The organism is Streptomyces sp. CT34 (assembly GCF_000805335.1).
In the GTDB taxonomy this organism is placed as follows: Bacteria; Actinomycetota; Actinomycetes; order Streptomycetales; family Streptomycetaceae; genus Streptomyces.
Map to the genome: position 1 here is coordinate 4153140 of NZ_KN708638.1, position 16013 is coordinate 4169152.

At 70.3% G+C, this 16013-nt stretch carries 15 protein-coding genes and 2 pseudogenes; 9 read left to right on the plus strand and 8 right to left on the minus strand.

Annotated features, from left to right (window positions below):
* Window positions 1–132: 132 nt before the first annotated feature.
* Together RZ84_RS18135 and RZ84_RS18140 are read right to left on the minus strand one after the other, a co-directional pair.
* On the minus strand, window positions 133–723 hold the full coding sequence (locus RZ84_RS18135; protein WP_043265176.1) for a TetR/AcrR family transcriptional regulator: 591 nt from the start codon (window positions 721–723) through the stop codon (window positions 133–135).
* 2 nt (window positions 724–725) lie between these two features.
* Window positions 726–2246: a 3-hydroxyacyl-CoA dehydrogenase gene (locus RZ84_RS18140; RefSeq protein WP_043265177.1), complete on the minus strand. Its 1521-nt coding sequence runs from the start codon at window positions 2244–2246 to the stop codon at window positions 726–728.
* 149 nt (window positions 2247–2395) lie between these two features.
* Here RZ84_RS18140 and paaN point away from each other — a divergent pair, with 149 nt between their 5' ends.
* The gene (gene paaN / locus RZ84_RS18145) at window positions 2396–4078 is read left to right on the plus strand and encodes a phenylacetic acid degradation protein PaaN (RefSeq protein WP_043265178.1); all 1683 of its coding nucleotides are present in this window, start codon (window positions 2396–2398) and stop codon (window positions 4076–4078) included.
* 76 nt (window positions 4079–4154) lie between these two features.
* Here the strand turns inward: paaN and RZ84_RS18150 are convergent.
* Both RZ84_RS18150 and RZ84_RS18155 read right to left on the minus strand, forming a co-directional pair.
* A pseudogene (locus RZ84_RS18150) lies at window positions 4155–4563 on the minus strand (TrmH family RNA methyltransferase); the annotation flags it as partial.
* Window positions 4564–4614: 51 nt separating this feature from the next.
* Window positions 4615–5376 carry a TrmH family RNA methyltransferase gene (locus tag RZ84_RS18155; RefSeq protein ID WP_043270213.1) on the minus strand — a complete coding sequence of 254 codons (762 nt, stop codon included), beginning with the start codon at window positions 5374–5376 and terminating at the stop codon, window positions 4615–4617.
* Between the two features lie 439 nt (window positions 5377–5815).
* On the opposite strand from RZ84_RS18155, the gene RZ84_RS18160 reads away from it, so the two are divergent.
* On the plus strand, window positions 5816–6433 hold the full coding sequence (locus RZ84_RS18160) for a hypothetical protein (protein ID WP_043265179.1): 618 nt from the start codon (window positions 5816–5818) through the stop codon (window positions 6431–6433).
* 300 nt (window positions 6434–6733) lie between these two features.
* Window positions 6734–6850: pseudogene (locus RZ84_RS41355) on the plus strand (helix-turn-helix domain-containing protein); the annotation flags it as partial.
* Between the two features lie 367 nt (window positions 6851–7217).
* On the opposite strand, the gene RZ84_RS18165 reads toward RZ84_RS41355, so the two are convergent.
* Both RZ84_RS18165 and RZ84_RS18170 read right to left on the minus strand, forming a co-directional pair.
* The gene (locus RZ84_RS18165) at window positions 7218–8594 is read right to left on the minus strand and encodes an HTTM domain-containing protein (protein ID WP_043265180.1); all 1377 of its coding nucleotides are present in this window, start codon (window positions 8592–8594) and stop codon (window positions 7218–7220) included.
* Entirely contained in the window at window positions 8591–9262 is a 672-nt protein-coding gene (locus RZ84_RS18170; protein WP_043265181.1) for a DUF5819 family protein, read from the minus strand. Before RZ84_RS18170 ends, RZ84_RS18165 begins: the two co-directional genes overlap by 4 nt.
* Window positions 9263–9429: 167 nt before the next feature.
* Here RZ84_RS18170 and paaA point away from each other — a divergent pair, with 167 nt between their 5' ends.
* From paaA to RZ84_RS18200, 6 genes are all read left to right on the plus strand, one after another.
* Entirely contained in the window at window positions 9430–10410 is a 981-nt protein-coding gene (paaA, locus tag RZ84_RS18175; protein ID WP_043265182.1) for a 1,2-phenylacetyl-CoA epoxidase subunit PaaA, read from the plus strand.
* Window positions 10407–10784, plus strand: coding sequence for a 1,2-phenylacetyl-CoA epoxidase subunit PaaB (gene paaB / locus RZ84_RS18180; RefSeq protein ID WP_198540007.1), 378 nt, complete (start codon window positions 10407–10409; stop codon window positions 10782–10784). Before paaA ends, paaB begins: the two co-directional genes overlap by 4 nt.
* A complete protein-coding gene (gene paaC, locus RZ84_RS18185; protein ID WP_043265183.1) occupies window positions 10781–11500 on the plus strand; it encodes a 1,2-phenylacetyl-CoA epoxidase subunit PaaC in 720 nt (239 codons plus the stop codon). Before paaB ends, paaC begins: the two co-directional genes overlap by 4 nt.
* Window positions 11494–11988, plus strand: coding sequence for a 1,2-phenylacetyl-CoA epoxidase subunit PaaD (gene paaD, locus RZ84_RS18190; protein WP_043265184.1), 495 nt, complete (start codon window positions 11494–11496; stop codon window positions 11986–11988). The genes paaC and paaD overlap by 7 nt, the downstream gene beginning before the upstream one ends.
* Window positions 11988–13034, plus strand: coding sequence for a 2Fe-2S iron-sulfur cluster-binding protein (locus RZ84_RS18195; RefSeq protein WP_043265185.1), 1047 nt, complete (start codon window positions 11988–11990; stop codon window positions 13032–13034). Before paaD ends, RZ84_RS18195 begins: the two co-directional genes overlap by 1 nt.
* Window positions 13035–13164: 130 nt before the next feature.
* On the plus strand, window positions 13165–14298 hold the full coding sequence (locus RZ84_RS18200; protein ID WP_043265186.1) for an acyl-CoA dehydrogenase family protein: 1134 nt from the start codon (window positions 13165–13167) through the stop codon (window positions 14296–14298).
* A 250-nt stretch (window positions 14299–14548) separates the two neighbouring features.
* Here RZ84_RS18200 and RZ84_RS18205 read toward each other — a convergent pair whose 3' ends face one another.
* Together RZ84_RS18205 and RZ84_RS18210 are read right to left on the minus strand one after the other, a co-directional pair.
* Window positions 14549–14893, minus strand: coding sequence for a rhodanese-like domain-containing protein (locus RZ84_RS18205; protein ID WP_043265187.1), 345 nt, complete (start codon window positions 14891–14893; stop codon window positions 14549–14551).
* A 10-nt stretch (window positions 14894–14903) separates the two neighbouring features.
* Complete coding sequence (locus RZ84_RS18210) at window positions 14904–15884, minus strand: hypothetical protein (RefSeq protein ID WP_107068134.1); 981 nt, start codon at window positions 15882–15884, stop codon at window positions 14904–14906.
* Window positions 15885–16013: the final 129 nt, after the last annotated feature.

Genomic DNA, 16013 nt, shown 5'->3' on the forward strand with positions numbered 1-16013 from the left:
CCCACACCCCCACCGACACGGGCGAACGGCCATCGACAAGGCGAACCGTCTCGCACAACACGACCGGCACACCGGACACCGGACACCGGTCCCCAGAAGCCCCCACCCCGGACGAGCGCACACCCCCGCCCCTCACGCCCTCCGCAGCCCCCCGAACGCCGTACGGACCACGGCTTCGGCGACCTCCTCGCGGCTGGCCGGGTCGCCGCGCCCCGGGCGGTACCACTCGACGATCGAGTTGATCATGCCGAAGAGCAGCCGGGTGGCCAGCCGGATGTCCACGTCGTCCCGAAGGTCACCATCGGCGGCGGCCTCCTTGAGCAGTTCGGCGACCCTGTGGTCGAACTCCCGGCGGCGCTCCATGGCCCACCGCTCGGTGTCCGTGTTTCCGCGCACCCGCAACAACAGCGTCACATAGGGGAGTTCGTCCATCAGCACCTCGGCCTCGCGCCTGGTGACGTACTCCAGTCGCTCGATCGCCCGCCCCTGGACGGCGCCGGGCTCCTCCAGGACCCCGAACAGCCCGTCCAGGGCGCGGCTTATCGCACGGCGCAGCAGCTCTTCCTTGCTGCGCACATGGTGGTAGATCGACGACTTCGAGATGCCGGCCGCCTTGGACAGGTGCTCCATGGACGTGCCGTCGTAGCCGCGCTCGATGAACACCTCGACGGAGACCGCGAGCAGCGAATCGGGCGTATAGGCGTCGCGCTTGGCCATGGTCATGATTAGAGCACCAATTCCTCGAGGTCCGCACGGCGCCGTAGCGCCCGGGACGCTGCATAGCGTCCGCCGGCATTCTGGTGGTGCAGGGAATCCAGCAGATCCCTCACCCACCGGGCACCGAGCCGCCCGGCCCACTCCATGGGACCGCCGGGGTAGTTCACGCCGAGCCGCATGGCCGTGTCGATGTCCTCGGGGGTGGCGACCCCTCGGGCCGCGGCGTCCACGGCGAAGTCGATGATCATCGCGACCGTCCGGGCGACGATCATGCCCGGGACGTCGTCGATCACGCTGACCTCTTTGCCCAGCGCCTGGAACAGCCCGACGGCCTCCGCGAGGTCCGCCTCGGAGACCGCTGCCGACGGCGCGAGGGCGATCCGCGTCGCGGCCCGGTAGTCGAGCGAGAGATCGAAGTGGATGGCGGCGCCGCGGGTCGCGCTCGTGGCCGGGTGGCCGTTGGTCATCGCGAGGCGGGCACCGCCGGGCAGCCGGATGAAGCCCTCGGACTCCCCTGGTGCGCGGTCACGGGTGATCTTGATGCCGGCCTCCTCGATCAGCTCGCCCAGCACCCGGGCGGGGCCGGGCAGCTCGGCGTGCAGGGCGACCGATGCGGGGGCCGGGCAGGGCTCGGCGGTGTGCGGCGCGGGCCGGCGGGCGCCCTCGGCGTAGTCGAACCAGCCGCGCCCCGTCTTGCGGCCGTGCAGCCCGGATTCCACCAGCCGGCGCTGCGCCAGGGAGGGCGTGAACTTCGGGTCCTGGAAGAAGGCGGTCCACACGGAGTGGGTGACCGCTTCGTTCACGTCCTGCCCGATGAGGTCGGTGAGCTCGAACGGGCCCATCGTGAAGCCGCTGCCCTCGCGCAGCACGGCGTCGACGGTGGCGGGGTCGGCGGCCCGCTCCTCGTAGAGGCGCAGGGCCTCGGCGTAGAAGGGGCGGGCGATGCGGTTGACGATGAAGCCCGGGGTGTCGGCGCAGCGCACCGGGGTCTTGCCCCAGGCCGCGGCGGTCTCGTACGCCGTGGTGGCGGCGGCCTCGTCGGTCGCGAAGCCGCTGACGACCTCGACCAGCGGGAGGAGCGGTGCGGGGTTGAAGAAGTGCAGGCCCACGCAGCGGCCGGGGTGGCGCAGCGGGCCGGCGACCGCGGTGACGGAGAGGGAAGAGGTGTTGGTGGCGAGCAGGCAGTCCGCCGCGACCACGTCCTCCAGGGAGCGGAACAGCTCCTGTTTGGCCGGAAGTTGTTCCAGGATCGCCTCGATGATCAGCGCGGCGTCGGCCAGTTCCGCGAGGGACGCGGCGGGGGAGAGGCGTTCGCGTGCGGCGTCCCGCTCCGCCGCCGGGATCCGGCCTTTCTCCACCAGCCGGTCGAGCCGCTGCCCGATGCCCCGGGCGGCCTGCTCGGCGCGTCCCGGGGCGGTGTCGTAGAGGCGTACGCGGTGGCCGGCGACCAGCGCCACCTGCGCGATTCCCTGCCCCATGGTGCCGGTGCCGACCACTCCAACCGTGCTGCTGGTTCCGATTGCCGTCATGGCAGCTGATCCTCCCCGACCGAGTTTTCCACAGGTCCGCCGGGCCCTGTTGCCCCGACCGATCGTTCGGTTACTCTAACTCTGCTGCCCTGTCAGCTCCCAGCCCTGTCCACATCTCCGCCCAGCACCCGACGAGGAGTTGGTCACCGATGGCCGCCGAACCGACCGCAGCACCGTTGATCGAGAAGCACCGCCTGACCCTCGACAAGGCGCTGGAAGCGATCCGCACCCGCGAGTACTGGTCCCCGCACCCCGAGCACCCCAAGGCGTACGGCGAGAACGCCGCACCGGAGGGTCTGGCCGCCTTCGAGGCGCTGCGCGGCACCCGTTTCACCCTCGACCAGCCCGGCACGGACGACTGGACGGGCGAGGAAGTCTCGCCGTACGGCCCGGAGTTGGGCATCACCTATCCGCATCCGGACGTCCCGGTTCTGCTGCCGGCCATGCGGGCCGCGATCCCCGTATGGCGGGACGCGGGCCCCGAGGCGCGCGCCGCGGTCTGTCTGGAGATCCTGGCGCGGATCAGCGCGCGCACCCACGAGTTCGCCCAGGCCGTGATGCACACCAGTGGGCAGGCGTTCATGATGGCCTTCCAGGCGGGCGGGCCGCACGCCCAGGACCGCGGCCTGGAGGCGGTGGCGTACGCGTATGCCGAGCAGACCCGGACGCCTGCGAAGGCCGCCTGGTCCAAGCCGCAGGGCAAGCGCGATCCGCTGGAGCTGACCAAGAGCTTCACGGCCGTGCCGCGCGGTGTCGCCCTGGTGATCGGCTGTAACACCTTCCCGACGTGGAACGGCTATCCCGGCCTGTTCGCCTCGCTGGCCACCGGCAATCCGGTACTGGTCAAGCCGCATCCGCGCGCCGTGCTCCCGCTGGCGCTGACCGTCCGGGTGGCCCGTGAGGTGCTGGCCGAGGCCGGCTTCCCGGCGGACCTGGTGTGCCTGGCCGTGGACAGGCCGGGCGAGGGGCTGGCCAAGACGCTGGCCGTGCGCCCCGAGGTCCGGATCATCGACTACACCGGCTCGACCGCCTTCGGCGAGTGGCTGGAGGAGAACGCCCGCCAGGCCCAGGTCTTCACGGAGAAGGCCGGCGTCAACACCGTCGTCATCGAGTCCACCGACGACTACCAGGGCATGCTCGGCAACCTCGCGTTCTCGCTGTCGCTCTACAGCGGCCAGATGTGCACCACCCCGCAGAATCTGCTGATCCCCCGGGACGGCATCCGCACGGACGCCGGCCCGAAGTCCTACGACGAGGTGGTCAGCGACCTGGCGGGTGCGGTGAGCGGCCTGCTGGGCGACGACGCGCGGGCCAACGCGCTGCTGGGCGCGATCGTCAATCCGCAGGTCAAGGAGCGGATCGAAGCGGCTTCGGGGCTCGGCGAGGTGGGGCTGGCGTCCCGAGAGGTGACGCATCCGGAGTTCCCCGAGGCCACGGTCCGCACGCCGGTGATCGTCAAGCTGGACGGCGCCAAGCCGGACGCGGAGGCGGCGTATCTCTCGGAGTGCTTCGGCCCGGTGTCGTTCGCGGTGGCCGTCGACTCCGCGGCCGACGCGGTCGCTCTGCTGCGGCGCACGATCCGCGACAAGGGCGCCATGACGGTCGGCGCCTACAGCACCTCGCCCGAGGTGGAGCGGCTGGTCGAGGACGCCTGCCTGGAGGAGTGCGCGCAGCTGTCGCTGAATCTGACCGGCGGGGTCTATGTGAACCAGACCGCGGCGTTCTCCGACTTCCACGGCTCGGGCGGCAATCCGGCGGCCAACGCCGTGCTGTGCGACGGCGCGTTCGTGGCGAACCGCTTCCGGACGGTGGAGGTGAGGCGGGAGGCGTGAAGCCCGGGGCCCGGCCGGTTCCACCGTACCGGGTCCCTGTCCGCGGTCCGCCCCGCGCGGTCCCGCGCAGCGGACCTCAGATCTGGGCGTGGCGCACGATCCAGGCGTGCATCGCGACGGCCGCCGCGGCTCGCGCGTTGATCGAGCGGGTCGATCCGAACTGGGCGATCGAGCAGACCGGTGAGGCGTGCCGGCGGGCCTCTTCGGTGGGCCCCGGCCCATCCTGGCCGAGGAGCAGCACACAGCGGCCGGGCAGCTCGGTCGTCTCCAGCGGGACGGAGCCGGGGAGGGGTGTCGATCCCGATGATCGGCAGCCCCTCGGCCGCGGCGCAGGCCGTCGGCTCGACGGTGTCCGGGGGGGCGGACGTGCTGCTAGCGGTCGGTCACGTCACCATCGCACCGCGCCGGTTCCGGCGCCGCTGCCCGACGATGTGAACCTCCTTGGCCAGGAAGGCGTTGGCGGTCCGTACGACAGAGCCGATGTTGAGGTATCGGCTATACAACGGGGGTGGAACGCGGCCCGTCGTCATGGCTGCTCACGGCGCAGCGGGCGGGCCTCCCCAGTGGAAGAGAGCCATGGCGACGCTCGTAGCCAGGTTGTAGCTGGACACCTGGGGCCTCATCGGGAGGGCTACGAGCTTGGTGGCCCGCTTCCGAAGTTCCGAAGAGATCCCGTGCCGCTCGGAACCGAACGCCAGCAGCGCGTCATCAGGGAGTGCCACAGACCTGATGTCTTCTCCCTCCGGGTCCAGCGCGTACACCGGGCCCGGAGGCAGGTCGTCGAGCGGGAGACTTTCGACCGCGGTCGCGTAATGAAGGCCGGCTGCTGCGCGCACAACGTTGGGGTGCCACGGGTCCAAAACACCGGTAGTTACCACGCCGGTGGCGCCGAACCCGGCAGCAAGCCGGACCACGGCGCCGACATTCCCCAGGTTTCGGGGGTTCTCCAAGACGACGACCGGAGCCGGCCGCGGGGCTCTCGACAGGTTCTCCAGATTGCGTTGGGGGTCGGGTCGAACAGCCAGACCGGCCACTTGCGTGGGGTGCACCTTGAGCACAAGATCCCGGTACGTTTCGGCCGACACCTCGATCACAAGATCGTCGATCCGGTCCGTGAGGTCGCTGGCCAACTCATCTGCCAGTGTCAGGATGGAGCCCTTGTCACTGGAGATCGCTACGCGGACGTCCGCCCCGAAGCGGAGAGCGTGCTTCAAGGCATGGAACCCGTCCAGCAACACCATCTCAGGTGCAGCGTCCCGCCACTGTCGTACGGCTCTCGTTTTCTCGTCCTCACTCACCACGTCAGACTACGACTCGCGGCCGTTACCAGGGACTTCGTCAGAAGTGCCCCTGTGAGGATTTCGTCCCTCGCGGATCTGGGGGCCGTGTCGGCGCCAGCTGCTGCGCAGCGCTCTGCGCTGCGCCCATGGATGCGCCCCGCGCATGTCACGGTCGGGGCGCCGCTGCGTGCGTGTTGCCTGACACGAGCTCTACTCGGGCCCGTTCTTTGCCGTGATCATTGGGTGGCGCGTTGGAGAACACACCACGCAGGTGAAGGCATTCAATCTCATCCCGATGGCCGACAGACATTGAGCCGAACGGCCTACCCGACAACCTCTAGGCCAGCCGAGTCAAGATCATCGAATCCGCGTATGCGAATGGTCGGAAGTGTAAGAACTATCCAATACGGCTCGGCGTCTCAGCCGATCCGACCACCTCGACTACAAAGGAGTTTCGATGGCCAGTAAGGTCGACGCGCTCGGCTGGGAGAACTGGGAGCGCATGTGGTTCTTCGTCGGGCAGGAATGCATCTTCTATAACGGCAAGCAGGGGACCGTCCGGGACCGCAAGAAGATCGGAGACATGTTCACTGCGATTCCTCAGCAGTTCCAGAGCGGCATCGACGCCTTCGGGTTCGAGAACTGGGAGCGCCTGTGGTTCTTCAAGGGCGACGAGTACTGCTTCTACAACGCCAAGGCGCAGGAGGTTCGCGAGTCACGGAAGATCAAGGACCAGTTCACCAGGCTGCCGGACGAGTTCAAGAAGGGGGTTGATGCCCTCGGGTGGGAGAACTGGGAGCGCATGTGGTTTGTCAAGGGCGACAGGGTCGTGTTCTACAACGCCAAGGAAAATGAGATTCGGTCGGAGAATCTGCTGAAGCAGCAGTTCACCAAGATTCCGCCCGCCTTCCAGACCGGCCTGGACGCCTTCGGGTTCGAGAACTGGGAGCGCCTGTGGATGTTCAAGGGCGAGCAGTACTGCTTCTACAACGCCAAGGCGCAAGAAATCCGCGAGGTCAGGGAAATCAAGGCTCAGTTCCCCGGAGTACTGGAGCCGCAACCGCACATGGCGTGACGGACGGTGTTGGGTCTCATTGGTGTGTCCGTGCGCTGATGAGGTGACGGTGGGCGACCGGGGAATAGCCGCGTTGCATGCCCTATTTGCTCATCGTTTCACCGGGTCGGCCCGTGAGCGGGCTGCCGACAGCTGCTAGCCGCTACGAAAGCCCGTCGGCGGGGGCGGCGCGGGTGTTACTCCGGTTGAACTCGTGGAGTCCGGGGCCCGTGACGGTTCTTGATCCCTGCGGTGCGACGTTGTCGTGCGGTACGCGCAGGGGGCGGGCTGACGCCCAAGGGGCGGGGGAAGCAGGAACGGGTGCGGCTGGAGGCGGCCGAGCGGTTCGCTTGTGGCGAGAAGAGCGAGGCCGCCGCGAGGGCTCTCCGAGTGACCGCACGTTCGGTGCGGCGCTGGCGGCGGGCGTGGGAGGAAGGCGGTGCGGACGCCCCGCGCTCGAAAGGGTCGGCGCCGGTGGAGCGGCTGAGCCCCAGGCAGTGGGAGCGGCTGGAGCGGGAGTTGAAGCGCGGCCCGCTCGCTCATGGCTGGGACGATGAGTTCCAGGGCTGGACGCTGAAGCGGGTCAAGCTGCTGATCGGGCGGATGTTACACCTCGGGTACACCATCCAGGGCGGGTGGAAGCTGCTGCGGCGGCACGTGGGTCCGCGCAGGTGCCCCTGCGGCGGGCGATTGAACACAACGACGAGGCGATCGAGGTGTGGAGGACCGAGGTGCGGCCGCAGGTGGAAGGACCGCGGCGGACCGGGGGGCTGGAGTGGCTCGGCGGGGGTGGTGTTCTCGCCGCTCACCCCACGAGCGTATGGCCACCGCCGGCGGACTGCGTACGGGCCTCCGGCTCACCGCCGTCGGATCCGGTGTCCGGCCCGTTGCCGGCGACGCGCGGGAACAGCCGCCGGCGCAGCCCGGAGAGCTTCCCGGAAAGCCAGGTCAGGAAGTTCGTGGGCAGGAAGACGGCGTCCGCGGTGATCATCGCGAGCGAGAAGAACGGCAGCCCGAGCAGGAACGCGATCGAGAGGTGCTCGCAGATCATCACGACCAGCAGCACGTTCTTGAGCCGGCGGTTGAAGAGCGTGAACGGGAAGGCGACCTGCACGATCACCGTCCCGTAGGTCAGCAGCATGATCATCAGGCCGTTGCTGCCGAGCATCTGGGACAGCGCCGGCCAGGGGGAGAAGTAGTCCAGGTGCATCGGGTAGAAGACCGCGGTGCCGTCCTGCCAGCGCGAGCCCTGGATCTTGTACCAGCCGGCGGTGGAGTAGATCAGGCAGACCTCGACCATGATCACCAGCAGTGCGCCGTTGTGCGCGAGCTTGGCGAGGGTGTCGAGGACGATCCGGGGCTCCCCCGGGGCATGGCGCCGCACCGCCCACCACAGTCCGTGGGTCACCCACAGGCCCCACAGCACCAGGCTCCAGCCGACGTACGGGAACGGCCCGTGGCCGAACCAGGTGAGCGCGTAGCCGCCCTGCGCCTGGGCGACGGCCAGGCCGAGGCCGAGCACCGCCCACAGGACGATGCCGGGCAGGTCGCGGGGCGGTGCGGCGTCCGCGGAGCCTTCCCCGGTCGCCCTGGCGGCCTCCCGCTTGGCGCGGCGCGCGTCCAGCGACCACACCTGCCCGCAGCGGGTCAGGACGAGGTACATCGACATGAGGTGGATGACGTTGTCGCCGCCGTCCCCTATGAAGACGCTGCGGTTCTGGAGCGAGAGCACGCCGAGCATGAACAGCACGGACATGGTGCGGGTGCGCCAGCCGAGCATCAGCAGGGCGCTGGCCACGATGGCGAGGAGGTAGACGCACTCGAACCAGCTCTGGCTGTCGGACCAGAGCAGGACGGAGAAGGCATGGTTGCCGTGGAGGAGCTCGCGCGCCATCCCGGCGTTCCAGGGGCCGCCCGGCCCGTAGAGGTCCTGGCGGTTGGGCCACTCCCGCAAGAGGAACAGCAGCCAGGTGGCGGCGAAGCCGATCCGGATGACGGCGGTCTGGTACGGGGCCATGGCCCGGCCGGTGACCCATATGAAGCCGCTGCCTATGGCGCGCTCGATGCGGGTCTCCTCGTAGGAGGCAGGATCCTTCCGGGAAGGGGCCTCCTGGACGGCGTCCTCGGGAGTACCGGGGGTCGGCCGGGCGGACTGCGGCTGCTGCGGCATCGGCGGGGTCACTTGTTCGTCGCCCCCTCGGGCAGGTCGTTTGCGGTGACCTGCCACCAGGGCAGCACGCGGTATACGGGCTTGTCGCCGTTCTTCTCGTCGCTCCACGGGGGCGGCCGGACCGCCGTCGTCTGCGACCGGACCTGGATCTGCTCGACCCGGCCGCCGCCCCTGGTCCACTCCGCGGACATCCGGAGCATCACGATCCGCCGTATGTAGCGCTCGGACAGCTCACCGCGCCTGCCGATCGGTCGGTCCTGCGCGTCATGGGTGTTCGTGAAGAGCTCCCAGCCGCGGCGCAGTTGGTTCTGCTGGGTGTGGCTGGGCAGCGGGTTGTGGAGGATGGCCCGGCCGTCGAGGGCGGTCAGATCGGTCCAGCCGGTGGTCTGGACCGTGCCGTCCTGGGTGCGCACCTGGGCGCGGGCCTGGACCGCGATGTTCTGCTGGAGGGGATTGGGTGCGAACAGCTTCCAGTTCTGCTCGTACTCGGGATAGACGTAGTCGCTGATCAGCTTGGTCTGCTGCTTGCTGAGCGTGTTCGACGGTGCGACGTGCAGAAACATCATGGCGAGATGCAGCGCGACGCCGACGGCGATGGCGCAAGCCGCTGCGCCTATGACGATCCGCGAGGGCAGCGAGAGCGCGGCCAGTGGCCGCGATTCGTCCCCGTATGACTGCATTCCCGCCCCGTTCCGAGATTTTCCGCGGCTGACTCCGCCCCGGAACCGTACCTATGCCGCCGCACCGGGCACACCCTCCCCCGTGTTTTCCACAGGCTTGACACCCGCGGTCCGGCCACTCACGATTGAACCGAACGATCGGTCGGTCGGGAGCGAGGGGGCAGCACATGACGACGATCGCGCCGGAGGAAACGGCCCGCGAGGCCGTGTTCGACGCCACCGTGGCCGCGGACGAGCGGATCGAACCACGGGACTGGATGCCGGACGCCTACCGCTCATCACTGGTACGGCAGATCGCACAGCACGCCCACTCCGAGATCATCGGCATGCAGCCCGAGGCGAACTGGATCACCCGCGCGCCGTCGCTGCGCCGCAAGGCGATCCTGATGGCCAAGGTCCAGGACGAGGCCGGCCACGGCCTGTATCTCTACAGCGCCGCCGAAACCCTCGGCGCCGGCCGCGACGAACTGCTCGACAAGCTCCACTCCGGCCGCCAGAAGTACTCCTCGATCTTCAACTACCCCACCCTGACCTGGGCCGACGTCGGCGCCATCGGCTGGCTCGTGGACGGCGCGGCGATAACGAACCAGGTCCCGCTCTGCCGGTGCTCCTACGGCCCGTACGCCCGCGCCATGATCCGCGTCTGCAAGGAGGAGTCCTTCCACCAGCGGCAGGGATACGAGCTCCTGCTCACCCTCAGCCGCGGCACCGAGGCCCAGCAGGCCATGGCGCAGGACGCGGTCGACCGCTGGTGGTGGCCCTCCCTGATGATGTTCGGCCCGCCCGACGACGAATCGGCGCACTCCGCGCAGTCCATGGCCTGGAAGATCAAGCGGCACTCCAACGACGAACTGCGCCAGCGCTTCGTGGACATCTGCGTCCCGCAGGCCGAGGCCCTCGGACTGACGCTCCCGGACCCGGACCTGCGGTGGAACGAGGAGCGGGGCCACTGGGACTTCGGGCCGATCGACTGGGCCGAGTTCCGCGAGGTGCTCAAGGGCAACGGCCCCTGCAACGAAGAGCGGATCGGCCGCCGGCGCCGCGCCCACGAAGAGGGCGCCTGGGTGCGCGAGGCAGCCGCCGCACACGCCGCAAAGAAAGCCGGGCACGCGGCCCGCACGGCCGGTACGGAAGAGGCGAACCGATGACGACAGCACGCCCCACGGACACCCCGACGCCGTCCGCCGCAGCGGCATCCGCGGCGACGCCGGCGGACACCGGCGCCGAGACGGCCCCCCGCCCCGCCGACTGGCCGCTGTGGGAGGTCTTCGTCCGCAGCCGGCGCGGCCTCTCGCACACCCACGCCGGCAGCCTGCACGCCCCAGACGCCGAAATGGCACTGCGCAACGCCCGCGACCTGTACACCCGCCGCTCGGAGGGCGTCTCCCTCTGGGTGGTGCCCTCCGCCCAGATCACCGCCTCCTCACCGGACGAGAAGGACGCGTTCTTCGAACCGGCCGGCGACAAGCCCTACCGCCACCCGACCTTCTACGAGATCCCGGAGGGGGTGCACCACCTGTGACGCAGTTGACGGCCACCCCGGCCCTCCCCCTCGGGGACGACGCGCTGATCCTCTCCCACCGCCTGGGCGAATGGGCGGGCAACGCCCCCGTCCTGGAAGAAGAGGTCGCCCTGGCCAACATCGCACTGGACCTCCTCGGCCAGGCCCGCGTCCTGCTCTCCCTGGCCGGCGACGAGGACGAACTGGCGTATCTCCGCGAGGAACGGCAGTTCCGCAACGCCCAACTGGTCGAGCAGCCCAACGGCGACTTCGCCCACACCATCGCCCGCCAGCTCTACTTCTCCACCTACCAGGAGCTGCTGTACGCCCATCTCGCCGCCGGCGACAGCGAGTTGACGCCCCTGGCCGGCAAGGCCGTCAAAGAAGTCGCCTACCACCGCGACCACGCCGAGCAGTGGACACTGCGCCTGGGCGACGGCACCGACGAGAGCCACGCCCGGATGCAGCGCGCGCTGGACGCCCTCTGGCGCTTCACCGGCGAGCTGTTCGAACCGGTCGAAGGGCTGGAAACCGTCCCCTGGCCCGCCCTGTACGACCGGTGGACCGCCCGCATCACCGCCCTCCTGGAGCGCGCCACCCTCGACGTCCCCGAAGGCCCCCAGCGCGGCGCCTGGACCGCCGGCGGGGGACGCCAGGGCCTGCACACCGAACCGTTCGGCAGGCTGCTCGCCGAGATGCAGCACCTGCACCGCAGCCACCCGGGGGCGACATGGTGACCCCCACCGCCCTCGAAGCGGAACTGCTGGCCCTGGCCGGCTCGGTTCCCGACCCCGAGCTGCCGGTCCTCACCCTCGCCGAGCTCGGCGTACTGCGCGAGGTGCGGCTCACCGCCCCGGACCGCGTCGAGGTCAGCCTCACCCCCACCTACACCGGCTGCCCCGCCATCGAGGCGATGTCCGCCGACATAGAACGCGTACTGCACGACCACGGCATACCGGAAGTCGAGGTCCGCACGGTCCTCAGCCCGCCGTGGACCACGGACGCGATCACCGACGAAGGCCGCCGCAAGCTCGCGGAATTCGGCATCGCCCCACCGCGCGCGGCCCCGGTAGGCGGACCGGTCGCCGTCGACCTCACGATCCGCTGCCCGCACTGCGGATCGACCGACACCACCCTGCTGAGCCGGTTCTCCTCCACGGCCTGCAAAGCGCTGCGCCGCTGCGAGTACTGCCGCGAACCCTTCGACCACTTCAAGGAGTTGTGATGTTCCACCCGCTCCAGGTGCGGGAGATCGAACGGCTCACGGACGACGCGGTGGCCGTCACGTTCACGGTCCCGCCCGAGCTGCGCACGGCATTCCGGCACACCCCCGGGCAGCACATCGCCCTCCGCAGAACGGTCGACGGCCAGGAGATCCGCCGGACCTACTCCATCTGCACCCCGGCCACCGGCGAACCCGTACTGCGGGTCGGAATCCGGCTCGTCGAGGACGGCGCCTTCTCGACCTACGCGCTCAAGGAACTGGCCGTCGGCGACACGGTCGACGTCATGGCCCCGGCCGGCCGCTTCACCCTCGAACCGCGCCCCGGCCAGTTCGCCGGCATCGTCGGCGGCAGCGGGATCACCCCCGTCCTCTCCATCGTCACCACCCTGCTCGCCCGGCAGCCGGACGCCCGCTTCTGCCTCATCCGCAGCGACCGCACGGCGGCCTCGACGATGTTCCTGGAGGAGGTGGCCGACCTCAAGGACCACTATCCGGAACGCTTCCAGCTGATCCACGCCCTCTCCCGCGAAGAGCAGCAAGCCGGCCTGCCCTCCGGCCGGCTCGACGAGCAGCGGCTGCTCACACTGCTGCCCGCACTGCTCCAGGTCGCATCCGTCGACGGCTGGTTCCTGTGCGGCCCCTTCGGCCTCGTCCAGGGCGCCGAACGGGCCCTGCGCGCCCTCAAGGTGCCGCGAGGCCGCATCCACGAAGAGATCTTCCACATAGACAACGGCGCCGCGGCCCCGGTGCCCGCCGCCACCGCGCCCGCCCACAGCACGGTCACCGCCACCCTCGACGGCCGCTCGGGCAACTGGCCGGTGCACGACGGCGAATCACTCCTGGAAGCGGTGCTCCGCAACCGCCCGGACGCGCCGTACGCCTGCAAGGGCGGCGTCTGCGGCACCTGCCGCGCATTCCTCGTCTCCGGCGAGATCCGGATGGACCGCAACTTCGCCCTGGAATCCGACGAGGTCGACGCCGGCTATGTGCTGGCCTGCCAGTCCCACCCCGTCACGGAGAAGGTCGAACTGGACTTCGACCGCTGACAGGAGGCCCCGCACAGCCGCAACCCGGCCCGTACGCCCCGTCCTTCGCCCACCGCACCATTCCCCATTCCCGGAACATGTTCTACCTTGACGCTTCGTCAGATTCAGCGGCGTGCGGGAGGACAGACCAGTGGACTTCACCTTCACCGAGGAACAGCAGGCCGCCGTCGAAGCGGCCAAGGCCGTCTTCTCAGGCGTCGCACCGGACAGCGTGCCCAGCCCGGCACTCACCCCGGGCGCCGTCACCGACGACTTCGACCGCACACTGTGGCGCAAACTCGCCCACGCCGACCTCCTCGGCCTGCCCATCACACCCGAACACGGCGGCTCCGGCCTGGACCCGATCGCCCTCTGCCTGGTGCTGCGCGAGTCGGCCAAAGTACTGGCCCGCGTACCCCTGCTGGAGTCCGGCGCCGCCGCACTCACCCTCCAGAAACACGCCACCGACGGCCTCCGGGCAGACATACTGCCCCAGATCGCCACCGGCGACCTCGTCATCACCACCGCCGCCGCCGGACGCACCGGTCACGACCCCGCCGAACTCGCCGCCACCGCCCGCCAGGACGGCACCGCCTGGCTCCTCGACGGCACCCACACCGCCGTCCCCTGGGCCCACACCGCGGACCGGATCCTGCTGCCCGCCCACACCCCCGACGGCCACACCGTCCTCGCACTCGTTCCGCCGACCCACCCCGGCGTCACACTCGCCCCCCAGACCTCCACCAACGGAGAGCGCCACGCCGAGGTCCGGCTGGACTCCGTACGCATCGGCACCCACGAAACGATCACCGACCCGGCCGCCTGGGAAACACTGCGCAACCTGCTCACCACCGGCACCTGCGCACTCGCACTCGGCCTCGGCGAACGCGTTCTCACCATGACCAGCGACTACACCAGCACCCGCGAACAGTTCGGCTTCCCCGTGGCCACCTTCCAGGCCGTCGCCGTCCAGACCGCCGACCGCTTCATCGACCTGCGCGCCATGGAAGCCACCCTCTGGCAAGCCGCCTGGCGCATCACCACCGATGCGGCCGGCCCGCTCCCACCCGCGGGAGACATCGCGGTCGCCAAGATCTGGGCCGCCGAGGGCGTCCGCCGCGTCGTCCAGACCGCACAGCACCTGCACGGCGGTTTCGGCGCCGACACCGACTACCCGCTGCACCGCTACCACGCCTGGGCCAAACAGCTCGAACTCTCCCTGGGCCCGGCCGCCGCCCACGAAGAAGCACTCGGCGAACTGCTCGCGGCACACCCACTGGGCTGAGCCACGACCCAAGGACGGAGCCGGTGCCCCGTGCGGCGGAAGCCGCTGCGCCGGCCGGCGCTGGGACGACCGTGCCCGGTGCGGACGCCTGGACGGTGAAAACGCCGGTGCGGGTACGGAGCCGGTGAAAACAGCAGGTACCGGCCCAGGGCCGGTGCGCCAAGGCCGGCAGACGATCCGCGAGTCCGGCGCACGGTACGCCACCCGCCGAAGCGCCGCCCCCCTGCCCCGCCGGACGACCGCGGGACGACTAGACGACCGTCCCCACACCGCCCCGGCCGTCCGACACGGGACGCCCGGCCGCCTGCCACGCCTGCATACCGCCCGCGACATTCACCGCGTCGATGCCCTGCTGGAGCAGATACTGCGCCACCTGCGCCGAACGCCCACCGACCCGGCACAGCACGAACACCTTGCCGCCCTCGGGCGCCGCCTCCGTCAACTCCCCGTAACGGGCGACGAATTCGCTCATCGGGATGTGCAGCGCACCCTCGGCGTGCCCCGCCTCCCACTCGTCGTCCTCGCGTACGTCCAGCAGGAAGTCCCCGGGCGCGAGATCATCGACACCGACCGTGGGCAGAGAACCAAATTGCATACTCCCGACGCTACCCGACCAGCTGCGCGAGGTACGCCTCGCGTGCTGCGACGTCGGCGAGCAGCTTCTCGGCGATCTCGTCCAGCAACCCGTCCGGATCCTCCGGCGCCATCTTGATCATCGCGCCGATCGCACTGGCCTCCAGCTCCCCCGCGACGGCGGCCAGCAGCTCCTTGCGCCGGGCCAGCCACTCCAGCCGGGCGTAAAGCTCCTCGCTCTCGCTCAGCCGCTCCTCGACCGGCGCCGGACCGGCCTCCCACTCCCGCACCAGCTCCCGCAGCGCCGCCTCGTCACCCAGCCCGTACGCGGCATTGACCCGCGCGATGAACCCGTCACGCCGCGCCCGCTCCGCGTCGTCCCGCGCCAGATCCGGATGCGCCTTGCGCACCAGCTCGTGGTAGACCTTGCGGGCCTCCTCGCTGGGCCGCACCTTCTGCGGCGGGCGCACCGGCTGATCCGTGAGCATCGCCTGGGCCTCCGGGAACAGCCCCTCCGACCCCAGCCAGCCGTGGAACAGCTCCTCCACCTCCGGCATCGGCAGCACCGACGCCCGCGCCTCCCGGGCCTTGCGGATGTCCTCGGGGTCGCCGGTACGAGCTGCCACCGCCTCGGCGATCTGCGCATCGAGTTCGTCCAGCCGCGCGTACATGGGGCCGAGCCGCTGATGATGCAGCCGGGAGAAGTTCTCCACCTCCACCCGGAAGGTCTCCACCGCGATCTCGAACTCGATCAACGCCTGCTCGGCGGCCCGCACCGCCTTCGCCAGCCGCCGCGTGGCCTCGTCGTGCCCGCCCTGGCCGCCGACCGCCGCGTCCGGGCCCTCCGGAGCGCCCCCCTCCGGGCCGGCGGCAGCCGCCGCATCACGCCCCTCTTCGCCCCGCGCCTCCCCGCGGGCGTCCGCCGCCCGCGGTTCGGCCGGGGCACCGGGTGCCCCCGGTACGTCCGGTCGGTCCTGGCCGTCCTGCGCGTTCTCCGCGTGCGAGTTCGTCACCCGGTCAGCGTACGGCCCCCACCAGCACCGGCCCTCGGGCCGCACCGGGCGACGGCGTGGGGGCGACCGCTGAGGGTGAGCGCTTGGGGTGCCTGAGGGGTGGGGGGTGGGGGGTGGGGGGTGGGGCGG

What these genes read in the sequence shown, in the direction of transcription:
- RZ84_RS18135 (WP_043265176.1), bottom strand. Translation starts at nt 723, where the DNA reads ATGACCATGGCCAAGCGCGACGCCTATACGCCCGATTCGCTGCTCGCG.
- RZ84_RS18140 (WP_043265177.1), bottom strand. Translation starts at nt 2,246, where the DNA reads ATGACGGCAATCGGAACCAGCAGCACGGTTGGAGTGGTCGGCACCGGC.
- paaN (WP_043265178.1), top strand. Translation starts at nt 2,396, where the DNA reads ATGGCCGCCGAACCGACCGCAGCACCGTTGATCGAGAAGCACCGCCTG.
- RZ84_RS18160 (WP_043265179.1), top strand. Translation starts at nt 5,816, where the DNA reads ATGGCCAGTAAGGTCGACGCGCTCGGCTGGGAGAACTGGGAGCGCATG.
- RZ84_RS18170 (WP_043265181.1), bottom strand. Translation starts at nt 9,262, where the DNA reads ATGCAGTCATACGGGGACGAATCGCGGCCACTGGCCGCGCTCTCGCTG.
- paaA (WP_043265182.1), top strand. Translation starts at nt 9,430, where the DNA reads ATGACGACGATCGCGCCGGAGGAAACGGCCCGCGAGGCCGTGTTCGAC.
- paaB (WP_198540007.1), top strand. Translation starts at nt 10,407, where the DNA reads ATGACGACAGCACGCCCCACGGACACCCCGACGCCGTCCGCCGCAGCG.
- paaD (WP_043265184.1), top strand. Translation starts at nt 11,494, where the DNA reads ATGGTGACCCCCACCGCCCTCGAAGCGGAACTGCTGGCCCTGGCCGGC.
- RZ84_RS18195 (WP_043265185.1), top strand. Translation starts at nt 11,988, where the DNA reads ATGTTCCACCCGCTCCAGGTGCGGGAGATCGAACGGCTCACGGACGAC.
- RZ84_RS18205 (WP_043265187.1), bottom strand. Translation starts at nt 14,893, where the DNA reads ATGCAATTTGGTTCTCTGCCCACGGTCGGTGTCGATGATCTCGCGCCC.